The 13249-nt window shown below is 40.0% G+C and carries 9 protein-coding genes and 3 pseudogenes; 6 read left to right on the forward strand and 6 right to left on the reverse strand.

Annotation, left to right across the window (positions count from 1 at the left end; genetic code table 11):
* Window positions 1-611 precede the first annotated feature (611 nt).
* From AFK68_RS29865 to AFK68_RS29885, 6 genes and pseudogenes are all read right to left on the reverse strand, one after another.
* On the reverse strand, window positions 612-1376 hold the full coding sequence (locus AFK68_RS29865) for a PP2C family serine/threonine-protein phosphatase (protein ID WP_094677531.1): 765 nt from the start codon (window positions 1374-1376) through the stop codon (window positions 612-614).
* Between the two features lie 195 nt (window positions 1377-1571).
* The gene (locus AFK68_RS35760) at window positions 1572-1793 is read right to left on the reverse strand and encodes a hypothetical protein (protein ID WP_143438428.1); all 222 of its coding nucleotides are present in this window, start codon (window positions 1791-1793) and stop codon (window positions 1572-1574) included.
* A 348-nt stretch (window positions 1794-2141) separates the two neighbouring features.
* A partial coding sequence (locus AFK68_RS29870; RefSeq protein WP_094677553.1) for a VWA domain-containing protein occupies window positions 2142-2687 on the reverse strand: 546 nt, incomplete at its 5' end.
* A 1-nt stretch (window position 2688) separates the two neighbouring features.
* Window positions 2689-3007 (reverse strand): annotated as a pseudogene (locus tag AFK68_RS29875) (VWA domain-containing protein); the annotation flags it as partial.
* Between the two features lie 519 nt (window positions 3008-3526).
* On the reverse strand, window positions 3527-3739 hold the full coding sequence (locus tag AFK68_RS29880) for a hypothetical protein (protein WP_094677533.1): 213 nt from the start codon (window positions 3737-3739) through the stop codon (window positions 3527-3529).
* A gap of 175 nt (window positions 3740-3914) precedes the next feature.
* Window positions 3915-4610 (reverse strand): hypothetical protein, encoded by a 696-nt coding sequence (locus AFK68_RS29885; protein ID WP_094677535.1) that lies wholly within the window; start codon window positions 4608-4610, stop codon window positions 3915-3917.
* Between the two features lie 272 nt (window positions 4611-4882).
* Between AFK68_RS29885 and AFK68_RS29890 the strand changes: the two genes are divergently transcribed.
* The 6 genes and pseudogenes from AFK68_RS29890 to AFK68_RS29910 form a co-directional block, all read left to right on the forward strand.
* On the forward strand, window positions 4883-6078 hold a 1196-nt coding region (locus AFK68_RS29890; protein WP_143438430.1), incomplete at its 3' end, for an AMP-binding protein.
* A 1-nt stretch (window position 6079) separates the two neighbouring features.
* Window positions 6080-6908 (forward strand): annotated as a pseudogene (locus AFK68_RS29895) (AMP-binding protein); the annotation flags it as partial.
* A gap of 1 nt (window position 6909) precedes the next feature.
* A pseudogene (locus tag AFK68_RS35765) lies at window positions 6910-7244 on the forward strand (acetyl-coenzyme A synthetase); the annotation flags it as partial.
* A gap of 387 nt (window positions 7245-7631) precedes the next feature.
* Window positions 7632-8252, forward strand: a complete 621-nt coding sequence (locus tag AFK68_RS29900; protein ID WP_094677537.1) for a hypothetical protein — start codon at window positions 7632-7634, stop codon at window positions 8250-8252.
* 1094 nt (window positions 8253-9346) lie between these two features.
* A complete protein-coding gene (locus AFK68_RS29905; protein ID WP_094677539.1) occupies window positions 9347-11449 on the forward strand; it encodes a lipoxygenase family protein in 2103 nt (700 codons plus the stop codon).
* A gap of 319 nt (window positions 11450-11768) precedes the next feature.
* Entirely contained in the window at window positions 11769-13091 is a 1323-nt protein-coding gene (locus AFK68_RS29910; RefSeq protein ID WP_094677541.1) for a YcjF family protein, read from the forward strand.
* Window positions 13092-13249: the final 158 nt, after the last annotated feature.

Genomic DNA, 13249 nt, shown 5'->3' on the forward strand with positions numbered 1-13249 from the left:
GTCAAATCAACGAAATTTCTGAAAAATCCATTTCTTCACCAAAATTATTGCTCGATATTCTTTGGGGAAAATTAGCGTGTAAATGGTGAAAAATTCTCCCCTGCTCCCTGCTCCCCCGCTCCCCCTCTACCTTAACCAAGAATGAAACAGCCCTGCTATCCAAGGGGAGGCTTTGGACTTCATTTTTTGGTAAGGAAGAAGGAAGAAGGCTGTAATTACCTACAACAGAAGGTTTAAGAGCCAGAAAAAACTTAAATTTCCTGGTTGTGCATCAGTAAAGTGTGGGATAAGTCGCGTAGAGCTGGCCAATATAATCTAAAAGCACTGATATATAACGGTTGAGCGCCCACATGGTCGCGAAAAAAGTGCAAATTTTTTAGCCTTTGAGACTAAAAAGTTTGCACGAAAGGCAGACACTTCCCAAAAAGATACAGCTACAATTATTTCTCCTACTTCCCACCCTCCCCAAACTTCCCAAACTTCCCAAACTTCCTTGACGCACTACCAATTTCCTGTAGTTATTAACCCTGGGGTTTACACCCTCCGATACGAGCGGACACTCTCTCATAGAGTCCCAAACTGCGATAAATTCTAAATTCTAAATTCTAAATTCAACCATACCGTGCCAATAACAAAGTCAAATCATCATCAGTTCTTCCTGTCACCTTTGGCGATCGCAAAAATTCCTCCAACTGCTTAGTTGCCTCTTCCTCATCAGTAACCACCGTCATAAACTTAAACAACGGCAAAAAAAACGGACTATGAGGCAACCCCATTGGCATTTTCAAAGCCAACATTTGCAACCCATCCGAAAAAATTGCCAAATGAACAGGTTTTCCTAACCAGACCTTGACCTGAGCAGTCTCCACACCTTGCTCCGAAATCAAAAAAGTTGTCTCATTAATATGTTCTCCAGTTTGGGGTGCTGTCACTGGAAAAATATTCTCCTCTCCATCTCCCACCACCGCTGCACCGTCACCCACTTGAGCAGCAATAGCTAATTCTGGTGTTGCCACTACCAAAATCAAAGTTGCAGCTAACTCCCGCGCCTCAACCTCTCTCACCTGAGACTCAGACAAAACAGCATTTTTCGCTGCCCTCAAAGCATCAACCAACAAAAACTGCCAACCAATATTATCTTTTGGCAACAGTTTTTGTTGAGAAATAGTTTCTACTGCAACATCAACAGCTATTTTAGCACCAACATCTCCCAAATTTGCCGAACCTGCACCATCAGCAACAGCAGCAACTAAAATTCCCTCTGGCAAAATCTGCCAATGATGTGCATCTTGACATGGTTTTCCTCGTTTCTCATGACTTGTACCTGCAACCGATACCGACACCACTCGCCACTGACTTTGTGCTTCTATTGACATAACCTAATAATTTACTAACTTTTCCTTCTTCACTGCACTAACTTAGGACTTACGCAGAAACCGGGTTGATCGACGCAGTGACTTGAAAAATAATCAGGGTAATAAACCCGGTTTCTTGTTTGGGTGCGTAAGTCCTGTAATTATCAGTTTCAACGATAGTAACCAACTCACTCAAAGAAGACAGCAAGAAGAAAATCAACAGGACTTACGCAAATTGTTAAACAACACGCTATTTGTATTGGGGCGAATGCCATTCGCCCCTACAGATGGTGTATATTTTGTTATGTTGCGTAAGTCCTGTTGATTTTCTTCTTGCTGTCTTCTTTGAGTGAGTTGGTTACTATCGTTGAAACTGATAATTACAGGACTTACGCACCCAAACAAGAAACCGGGTTTATTGCCCTGATTATTTTTCAAGTCACTGCGTCGATCAACCCGGTTTCTGCGTAAGTCCTAAGTTNCTCAAAGAAGACAGCAAGAAGAAAATCAACAGGACTTACGCAAATTGTTAAACAACACGCTATTTGTATTGGGGCGAATGCCATTCGCCCCTACAGATGGTGTATATTTTGTTATGTTGCGTAAGTCCCGATCAAATAAAAAAGCTGATAGCTAAGGTGTTAATTTGTTAGAACTTACGCAGAAACAGGGTTGATCAAGGAAATTTCGTGATTTGAAATAATCAGGGCAATAAACCCGGTTTCTTGTTTGGGTGCGCAATTCTTGTTTATATAACTTCTTCCTTCTTCCTTCTTCCTTCCATCATTAAACTGCTCCCCATCCAGGAGGAGGTAGTGCTACTTGTTCGTCAACTTTAGAATGGGAAACTTGCTGCATACTAGCAGATAACCAGATAAACATTTCCCGAAAATCAAGTCCTCTCAGTTTTAAGGGCGTCCTCTGAACTATTTCCCCCAACTTATCCATATTTGCTCCTTCCACACCAACCGCAAAAAAGGCAACGTGCTTGTTATCTTCTTCTTGCTGTATGCGATCGCCTGCTTCCTTGACCACTTTTTCTGATTCTCCTTGAGGTTCCCCATCAGTAATCAAAAATACCCAAGGTCGGTAATAAGTTATACCATTATTCCGATATTCTGACTTCCGGGTGGCAATCATATCTAGAGCTTTGTGAATGGCAGTGCCCATATAAGTTTGTCCTTGAGCAGTCAATACTGGGTTTTCAAATTGGTCAGCAGTGATAAATTCTTGGACAATTTTCACTTGATTGTCAAAGGAAATAATGGCAACCTCTACTCGTTTTTTGGCTAAGTCATCAGTAATTAAATTATCTCGAAAAGTTTCTAAGCCNTGGCAATCATATCTAGAGCTTTGTGAATGGCAGTGCCCATATAAGTTTGTCCTTGAGCAGTCAATACTGGGTTTTCAAATTGGTCAGCAGTGATAAATTCTTGGACAATTTTCACTTGATTGTCAAAGGAAATAATGGCAACCTCTACTCGTTTTTTGGCTAAGTCATCAGTAATTAAATTATCTCGAAAAGTTTCTAAGCCATCATTTAAAGCTTGAATAGGTGTGCCTGTCATTGATGCGGAGGTGTCCAACAATAGCACACAGGGGCAACGAGGTTCAGGATTTTCTGCAAATTCTACTGCTTCATCAAGTCTCATGTTAATTTTGTTAGCCTTATGTTAGTTTCTTATCTTCGTTTTCTTGTCTCTAATTTTCAAGTCTATTGTTCCAACAGATTTGGATAAAAGACGAATAATATCAATTGACATAGTACATCATAAGGCACTTTTAGCTCAATCTAATATCTAAAACGGTTTATATAACCCATTTGGTATCTATTAGACATCTCCAGAAAAGAGGGAGTAGGGAGTAGGTGGAAATAATTGATTTGATTTTTGGTTATTGGGGATGTCTATTTACAGCGGATGTACTACATTAAGATGAAATCCGCTGTATGTACTTAAATATAATGAAGGCGATCGTTTATCATATCAAAATAATTGGGTCTAAAACTCCGCCTTTTCAGGAGAAATTGAGGGTTGCTTACGCATCCCCGTTAGAAAAAAACTTCTGACTTCTGACTTCGTTAAATAAACGCTAATTTAGACTTCAGTCATGGTCACAGTCTCTTTATGGTTTTTGACTTTTTATTTTTGACTTTTGACTTAAATTTTACCTTATGAATTGATCGCTAACTTTTCAGTTAATTCTTCTTCCTCCTCTTCACCCCAGTTTTCCAGCCAATCTCCATCAACATTTTCGACATATAGGTTGACATGATTAATACCCCAAGCTAGTCGGTCTTCTTGTAACTGTTGGGCGGCTTGGAAAGCTTGCCAAACTTTTTCTAAACGTTCTTTATCTGACAGAGTTGTGCTAGTTGTTACCATATATGCTGCCTACTGTTAAAATGTATAGTTTTATTCACAAATCAAGATTTAAGAACTTAGGCAGAAACCAGGTTTCTCGACGAAAGTTCGTATACGATCAAATAATCAGGGTCAACAACCCGGTTTCTTGATTGATATCTATAAGTCCTAGATTTCATAGAAATCGATCGAATTCCTATCTAAAACAAAATTTAATGTATTTAGCCTCCTTTAAATGTTTGCTATTATGCAGAACAAGATTTACTAATTTAATAACAGAACGATCCTGACCGGGATTATAACTAACAAAAATACCCCGTCTAATTTGCCATTGCTTTAACGTATCTTTCCATTCTTTATACTTATCGTTACAAAGTTCACCGGACATAGTAGTGAGTTGAACACAGAGAGGCTTACCTGTGCTACTACTCACAATGACATCTGTTGCCATAGACAAATCTGCAATATAACGATGTACAACACAACCATCACGACTTTTAATCTGACGAGCGACAGATTCTATTAGTTCAGCATCTTCTTGATTAAACTCTCCCGATCTTAACTTTTGTTTCCATATATAAAATTTATGATCATTTTCATTAAACCATTTTGGAAAAAGATTTTCATACCAGTATATAACTGGGGATGGAAGGTGCTGCAAAAATAATTGTCTTTCTTCATTTGTTAAAGATTGTAATTTTAACCAAAATTCTCCATCCTTAATTAATTCTAACAAAAACCCAACTAAGACACCTTTCTGCGTCAGTAACCCTGGTCTAATATCCTTAATCCAGCGCCTGACTTCATCTAACCTCTGGGCTAACGCAGGTTCGGTTGACCAGGCAAGACGGCTAAGTTGTTTTAGCTTAGGCTCGATTTCTCTTGCTTGCAATCACCCTCCTAGCATAAGACCCATCTTACTGAATCTTTAAAAACGTTTTATATCATAACTTATATTGTAGCGTTTGATTGTCATTATTAGGGATTAATTACTAGAGAATATTTATAGATGAAAATCTATTGACTAATTTACCTTTAAGTGGTATACAAACAGGGCAAAATTAGCCTGATAAATCTTAAAGCTAGCTTAAAAAAAATAAAGATTCTTATGTTTATTTTAGGTTCACAATAATTATTAGTAGTAACTATAAATACAGAAAACAAATGTCAGAATCAACTATCGAATCAATCCTAGAAGAAAAACGTCTTTTCCAACCACCGGAACAATTTTCCCAAGCAGCCCATATTAAAAGTATAGACCAATACAAAGAACTCTACGAAAAAGCAAGAACTGACCCAGAAGGATTTTGGGCAGAACTAGCTGAAACAGAATTAGACTGGTTCCAAAAATGGGACAAAGTTCTCGACTGGCAACCACCCTTTGCGAAATGGTTTGTTAATGGCAAAATTAACATTTCCTATAACTGTCTAGACCGTCATCTAACCACTTGGCGACGGAATAAAGCAGCCCTAATATGGGAAGGGGAACCAGGAGACTCTCGCACCCTCACCTACGCCCAACTGCATCGGGAAGTTTGCCAGATGGCAAATGTATTTAAACAATTGGGAGTCCAAAAAGGCGATCGCGTCGGTATTTATATGCCCATGATTCCTGAAGCAGCGATCGCCATGTTAGCCTGTGCCAGAATTGGCGCACCCCATACAGTTGTCTTTGGTGGATTCAGTGCTGATGCCTTAAAAAACCGCCTGGTGGATGCTTCGGCCAAATTAGTCGTCACTGCTGATGGAGGTTGGCGCAAAGATGCCATTGTTCCTCTCAAAGAGCAAGTAGACAAGGCACTAACAGCAGGTGCCCCTACCGTTGAAAATGTCCTAGTCGTTAAACGTACTGCCCAAGAAATTCACATGGAGTCTGGGCGAGACCATTGGTGGCATGACCTGCAAAAAGGTGCTTCTGGGGAATGTCCAGCCGAACCGATGGATAGTGAAGATATGCTATTCATCCTTTACACAAGTGGCACAACAGGCAAACCCAAAGGAGTGGTACACACTACAGGCGGTTATAATCTTTACACCCACGTTACCAATAAATGGGCATTTGACCTCCAAGACACGGATGTATATTGGTGTACTGCTGACGTAGGTTGGATTACAGGTCACAGTTATATTGTTTATGGTCCTCTATCTAACGGTGCCACTAGCCTCATGTATGAAGGCGCACCCAGAGCATCTAATCCTGGTTGTCTGTGGGATGTAGTAGAAAAATATGGCGTTACTATCTTTTACACCGCTCCTACTGCTATCCGAGCATTAATGAAAATGGGAGAAGAACATCCCAACTCCAGAAATCTAACTTCTCTACGTTTGTTAGGAACAGTAGGAGAACCAATTAACCCAGANGGATGTAGTAGAAAAATATGGCGTTACTATCTTTTACACCGCTCCTACTGCTATCCGAGCATTAATGAAAATGGGAGAAGAACATCCCAACTCCAGAAATCTAACTTCTCTACGTTTGTTAGGAACAGTAGGAGAACCAATTAACCCAGAAGCTTGGATGTGGTACCATCGCGTGATTGGTGACAGTAAGTGTCCAATAGTTGATACTTGGTGGCAAACTGAAACTGGTGGATTTATGATTACTCCTTTACCTGGTGCTACTTCGACTAAACCAGGTTCGGCAACTTTCCCTTTCCCTGGCATTATTGCTGATATTGTCAACCAGGAAGGTGAATCAGTTGATGGTAGCAGTGGGGGTTATTTGGTGGTTAAGCAACCTTGGCCTGGAATGATGCGGACTGTCTATGGTGATGACGATCGCTTCCGTCGTACTTATTGGGAGTATCTGAGTCCAAAGAATGGTCAGTATCTTTATTTTGCTGGTGATGGTGCCCGCAAAGACGAGGATGGTTATTTTTGGGTGATGGGTCGTGTTGATGATGTGATGAATGTGTCTGGTCACCGTTTGGGTACTATGGAAGTTGAGTCGGCATTGGTGTCTCACCCTTCTGTGGCAGAAGCTGCAGTTGTTGGTAAACCTGATGAGATTAAGGGTGAAGAGATTGTGGCTTTTGTGACTTTGGAAGGGGAACGGGAACCTGATGAAGCTTTAGAGAAGGAGTTGAAGCAGCACGTTGTACAGGAGATAGGAGCGATCGCTCGACCTGCTGAGATTCGGTTTACTGAGGATTTACCAAAGACTCGCTCTAAAGCTTCATCAGGTTCCCGTNCGGCATTGGTGTCTCACCCTTCTGTGGCAGAAGCTGCAGTTGTTGGTAAACCTGATGAGATTAAGGGTGAAGAGATTGTGGCTTTTGTGACTTTGGAAGGGGAACGGGAACCTGATGAAGCTTTAGAGAAGGAGTTGAAGCAGCACGTTGTACAGGAGATAGGAGCGATCGCTCGACCTGCTGAGATTCGGTTTACTGAGGATTTACCAAAGACTCGCTCTGGTAAGATTATACGACGCTTGTTGCGTTCTCTAGCAGCAGGTCAGGAAATTGCCGGGGATACTTCGACTTTGCAAGACCGGAGTGTGTTGGATAAGTTACGGGGTGGTGCGTAGTTAGAAGTCAGAAGTAATCTCTGGTCCAGTAAATAGTAATTTCTGACCAATAGTCTAGTAGGGTGCGTTAATGAAATGTAACGCACCGCCTATCCTAAATGTTTCGGTGCGTTACGGCCCAATGTAATGTTTGACACTCCAGTAGGGTGCTTTAATCAGTTGAATAGTTCGTAGAATTGCTCTAGCCCTATTTATAGTTCGGGCTAGAGCAAAACTACAAACAAAAACTTTTTTATAACTGATTATCCGGACATGATATAACGCACCACCTATCCCAAATGTTTAGGTGCATTACGGCGCAATGTAATTTTTGACAGTTAACCGTAGTCTGTAGTAAGCGCCTAATGCACCCTACTCCCTACTCCCTACTCCCTACTCCCTACTCTAATGTTTGATGCTACCCATGAAATTCTGAACGAAGGTCGTGTTCATAAATACACAGTTACTTACAATGGTAAACCGATACCATACACTGAGGTTTTAAATTTATGGCAGTCTGACTCAGACTTCTGCTCCTTCTTTATCTCACTTTTATCTGAGTCGCCCTTTTCAGCATATCGCTGGGAGACACCTCCCATTACAAAAGATACTGTCAAGCGTCAATTTGAATTTGTGCTGCTTAATTCTCCAGGGTTGGCACGCAACCCAGACAAAATGACATTTGCGAATTATTTCGCAACTGATGATGTAAATAATGGAATTGTGGTATTTGAGAATTTAGGCAAAGATGCAATACTTGTGGTTCCATCTCCAATAGATTCAAATGCTTCCCCTGGAGGAACTGGGTTTTCAGCTTATTCCCATTTAGCAGTCTTTATTCGCAATGTCCCTGACAAGCAGAAACAAACATTGTGGCGAATTGTCGGAGAAACTGTGCAACAACAGATTTCAGATAACCCACTTTGGGTTAGTACGGCAGGTGGGGGAGTAGCTTGGCTTCATGTAAGATTAGATTCTCGACCTAAATACTACCGATACAATTTGTACAAGGAGGTATTGGTGAAATAAGGTATGAAATTTGTATGGGCATTAGATTAATAGTAAGGAAAAAAACTGTTTTGAAGTAGCACTCAGCGGTCAGCAGTCAGCTATTAGCTTTTCACTGTGTATAATGGGGGATACTCTAGAGTTGCCGCTCCGTGTCTNTTCATGTAAGATTAGATTCTCGACCTAAATACTACCGATACAATTTGTACAAGGAGGTATTGGTGAAATAAGGTATGAAATTTGTATGGGCATTAGATTAATAGTAAGGAAAAAAACTGTTTTGAAGTAGCACTCAGCGGTCAGCAGTCAGCTATTAGCTTTTCACTGTGTATAATGGGGGATACTCTAGAGTTGCCGCTCCGTGTCTTATGACCCCCATGCAAAGGGCACCACTAATTTTTCAAGCTCTTGTGGGGGACTTAAACCCTCGGATTTTAGCGCTCCAGCTAAATGCTGGCAAGCGCAGCATGACCTAAGGAAAAGCTAATAGCTAGTTAACTACTGACTCCTGTAGGGGCGAATGGCCATTCGCCCCTACGACTACTAAAAATCATACAATCATTTACCAACGCCTATACAAGGATTACTAAGGTCAAAAACTGGTAGTCCTAAACAAGTTTTTGCTGAGAATATTCTAAGAATAAGGATTACCAACTTTTTTTAGTAGACATCTCCAAAAATCAAAAATGAAATCAATTCTTATCCATAAACTATTAATTACTTCTGCCTATTCCCTGTTCCCTCTTTTATGGAGAGGTATAGGACCCCTGAAGGTATTTATTTTTTTATACATGATGGGGATGGTCCGTGTGGTCCGGGTGGGGAGATGGGAGCCGCTTATTCTACCTTTTTCCCCTCTGAGTATTTCTTAATCTCCTGAGGACTGTACGNAGCATTCCGTCAGGAAAACGCCCCTACGAGGACTGAGGACTGAGCCAAAAACTCGCAACAAAGCCCAAGATACGCTTAGGGCTTCTATAGTGCAATATCTGAGTATTGACTTCTTACCACAACTCTAATAAAGTTGATTAGGATGAATTAACTTCACTTTGGGTTAAAGTTATTTTTCGTCCCATCTGACGCAACTATAAACAATAAAAACTGAGGTGTCAAAAATGCTTATTGAACGTAAAAGTTCCCTATCCCCAATTAAACTAGCTATCTTTTTGCTCCGTTTACGTCAAGCGCTTTTGTTTCCAGATAAAGCTTATAAATATAACTATAGTTATCTACAGCCGTTGGCAATTACTGATGTCCCTGAAAATAAGCTAATAGAAAATACTTTAGGAATCTCTTTTCCCAATTTACCAAAGGGGGCTTTTCCAAGTATTACCTGGATAGTTAAGGTGGTATATTGTCTCATTACAATTGTTGTTAATGGCTATCTTTATAAAAAGGATAATTCTTTAGACCTATATCAAAATGATTGGGCTGAACTCACTAAAGAGGTAGAATCTCTTGACAGTGATATTAGTCAACCAAAAACTCAAAAAAGTCTTCAAGCTGTAATTGAAAAACTAGAAGCAACTTTACAAAAAATTTCCCCCGATCTGAAGGAGAAGGAAAGTATATTTGAGGGAGTCGTACACGGACATTTTCGAGAAATTGATAATACAATTAGTCAATTATTTGGAAGTAAGAAACGGGAAAAATCACTTGTTTTCGATGAGTTGTCTGTTATTGACCGTCTAGAAAATATCGTGAAGTTCGTTGCGAAAATAGCGGAAATAGTTGAGGAAAAAAATACAGAGGTAGAGGTATCAGAATCACTTACTCTTGATGATTACAATAAGTTGTACCAAGTTATTGAAAAGCCTGCTATTTCTAATAGTTTTACCCAAGACCTGATTTTTGCCTATTTACAAGTTGCTGGACCAAATCCTCTGGTAGTAAAGCAATTTACCCAAATGGATTCTCGTTTACCAGTTACTGAAGAAAAGTATAAAGCGATCGCTGAAAAATTTGGAGTAACAGATTCTTTATCTAATGCTTTGGCAGAGGGACGACTTTATGCTTCTGATTATAAAATACTAGAGAGTCTACCCAACGGCAATTACATCAACGAGGATCTTGTCCAACAAAAGTATATTTCGGCTCCAATTGCCTTGTTTGCGGTTCCTCCACAGGGGTCTTCTTCTCGTTCCTTATTTCCAGTAGCTATTAGCTATCAAAAGACTACTATTAGTGAGGAGTGGGTGTTGTTTACACCACTAGATGCTGATGAACCTTGGATGAGTGCCAAAAATATTGTACAAATGGCTGATTCTAATTATCACGAATTGATTTCCCATTTAGGTCGAACTCATTTAGTAGTTGAACCTTTTATTGTACCGACCTACAATTTGCCAGAAAATCATCCTTTGAGAAATCTGCTGACTCCCCATTTCGAGGGAACTGTTTTGATTAATTACGGTGCCCACTCTCTTTTAGTTGCTCCTGGAGAAGCAGTAGATTCACTTTTAGCTAGCAATATCGGAGCCGATCAATCTTTGGCTGCAAAAGGTTCTCAGAGTTATTTATTTAATTTTAATGCTATTAATTTTCCCCAAACCTTAGTCGATCGTGGAGTGAATAATTCTGATACTTTACCTATCTATCCTTATAGAGATGACGGTCAATTAATTTGGGATGCTATTTATAACTGGGTTAATGATTATTTGTCTATCTACTATACCAGTGATGATGTCATTGTAGCGGATAAGGACTTACAAGATTGGGGAGCTACTTTGGTTTCCTTAGACGGAGGACGAGTAGAAAATTTTGGAGAAGATAGTCAGGGACAAATTAAAACCCGAGATTATTTAGTTAAAGCGGTCTCTACGATTATTTTTATCGGTAGTGCGCAACACGCGGCAGTTAATTTTTCCCAGAAAACTTATATGATGTATGTCCCAGGATTTCCTTTAGCACGTTATCTGATGCCCCCGACTAGCACTGAAGATCGGGAAAGTTTTATGCAGGGACTACCTTCCTTAAGTCAAGCTCTAGAACAAATTAATACCCTTTACTTACTTGGTTCAGTTAACCATACGAAACTAGGCAATTATTATGCATCTGCTTTCCCGGAAAATCAGGAATTACAATTGGCTTTGAACAAATTTAAAGAAAGTTTGAATGCAGCAGCGACTATTATTAATCAAAGGAATCAAAGTCCTGAGCGTTTGATGCCTTACGAGTTTATGCTCCCAGAGAATATTCCCCAAAGTATCAATATTTAGGAGTAAATATTAGACATCTCTAGAAAAGAGGGAGTAGGTAGTAGGGGGAAATAATTGATGTATCTAGCCCGATAATTGATTTTCTTTTTTATTATTGGAGATGTCTAATATTGGTTGTAGTAGGGCTGAAGCCCTATCTATCTTATATCATGTTCGGATAATTAGGTATAAATAAAATATTTGGTTTGGATAGGATATATTTTAATTTTTCTCCTACTCCCTGACTCTCTTAGTATCTTAATTATCAGTGTTCAACCGGACATGGTATTACTTATGGCTAGAGCAATACTACAAGCTTTAATAATAAGTGATAACTGAAATGACTGAACCAAATGATGTTAAATCCCCAACACCTAATTCTGAACAGTCAGCTCAACCGACTGAAGATGTAAAAACAGAGTCAAAAACAGACTCTTGGCAAAATCGTCTTGGTGGAATTTGGCATGATACCAGCAACCGTTTAATGAAGCTTTTCCCTGTAGATAAGGCAGCACAAACAATAATGCAATGGTTTACTGTGGATGAAGCTCAAGTTGCCGAAATATTAGAAAAAGTTCGCGCCGAGCTTCCTACCACTGAAGCAATATTAATTGGTAAACCGCAAACAGGTAAAAGTTCCATAGTACGAGGTTTAACAGGAGTTTCACCAGAAATAATTGGTCAAGGTTTTCGCCCCCATACTCAACACACCCAACGTTATGCTTATCCTTCTGACGATCTGCCATTGTTAATTTTTACGGATACTGTGGGGTTGGGGGATGTGAAACAGGAAATTCCGGTTATTATTAATGAACTTTTGGGAGAGTTGCAGCAGGAAAGCAACCGGGCTAGAATTTTGATTTTGACTGTAAAAATTAATGATTTTGCTACGGATACTTTACGACAGGTAGCACAACAGTTGCGAGCGGAATATCCAAATATTCCTTGTTTATTAGCAGTAACTTGTTTGCATGAGGTTTATCCTAACCCCACTGACGATCATCCCGAATATCCTCCAGAATTTGAGGAAGTTAACCGTCCTTTTGCTGCTATTGAGGCAGATTTTGGCAAATTGTATAATAGCTCTGTTTTGCTTGATTTCACCTTGGAAGAGGATGGCTATAACCCAGTATTTTATGGTTTAGAAGCTTTTAGAGATAGTTTAGCAGAGTTGCTACCGGAAGCAGAGGCACGAACAATTTATCAATTATTAGACGAAGAAGCAACCAAACAATTAGGCAATATTTACCGAGATGTTGGGAGGCGTTACATTTTATCATTTACTATTATGGCAGCTACGGTGGCAGCAGTACCTCTACCTTTTGCCACAATGCCAGTTTTGACAGCGTTGCAAGTGTCGATGGTAGGTTTATTGGGAAATTTGTATGGGCAAACAATTTCTCCTTCTCAAGCAGGTGGGGTTGTTAGTGCTATTGGTGGGGGTTTTGTCGCTCAAGCAGTGGGGCGAGAGTTGATTAAATTTGTGCCTGGGTTTGGGAGCGCCATTGCTGCTTCTTGGGCAGCAACTTATACTTGGGCGTTGGGTGAAAGTGCTTGTGTTTATTTTGGAGATTTGATGGGAGGGAAAAAGCCAGATCCGGAGAAAATTCAGGGAGTGATGCAGGAGGCGTTTGAGTCGGCGAAAGAGAGGTTTAGAAGTTAGAATTCAGAATTTAGAATTTAGAATTCAGAATTTAGAAGTTATATCAAATCCGGTAGTATCGGTAGAATTCAAGGCCGTAGGGGTTTGGTCTCCAAACCCTCCATAAACTAGGAGTTTTCGCTCTTTTCTGATGGTAGAATTATATCACTTCCGTTGCC

This window comes from Hydrocoleum sp. CS-953 (assembly GCF_002260545.1).
Taxonomy (GTDB): Bacteria; Cyanobacteriota; Cyanobacteriia; order Cyanobacteriales; family Microcoleaceae; genus Trichodesmium.

Excerpts from the sequence above, each read along its gene's own strand:
- AFK68_RS29865 (WP_094677531.1), bottom strand. The coding sequence starts at position 1,376 with ATGTCAATAGAAGCACAAAGTCAGTGGCGAGTGGTGTCGGTATCGGTT.
- AFK68_RS29880 (WP_094677533.1), bottom strand. The coding sequence starts at position 3,739 with ATGGTAACAACTAGCACAACTCTGTCAGATAAAGAACGTTTAGAAAAA.
- AFK68_RS29900 (WP_094677537.1), top strand. The coding sequence starts at position 7,632 with ATGTTTGATGCTACCCATGAAATTCTGAACGAAGGTCGTGTTCATAAA.
- AFK68_RS29905 (WP_094677539.1), top strand. The coding sequence starts at position 9,347 with ATGCTTATTGAACGTAAAAGTTCCCTATCCCCAATTAAACTAGCTATC.
- AFK68_RS29910 (WP_094677541.1), top strand. The coding sequence starts at position 11,769 with ATGACTGAACCAAATGATGTTAAATCCCCAACACCTAATTCTGAACAG.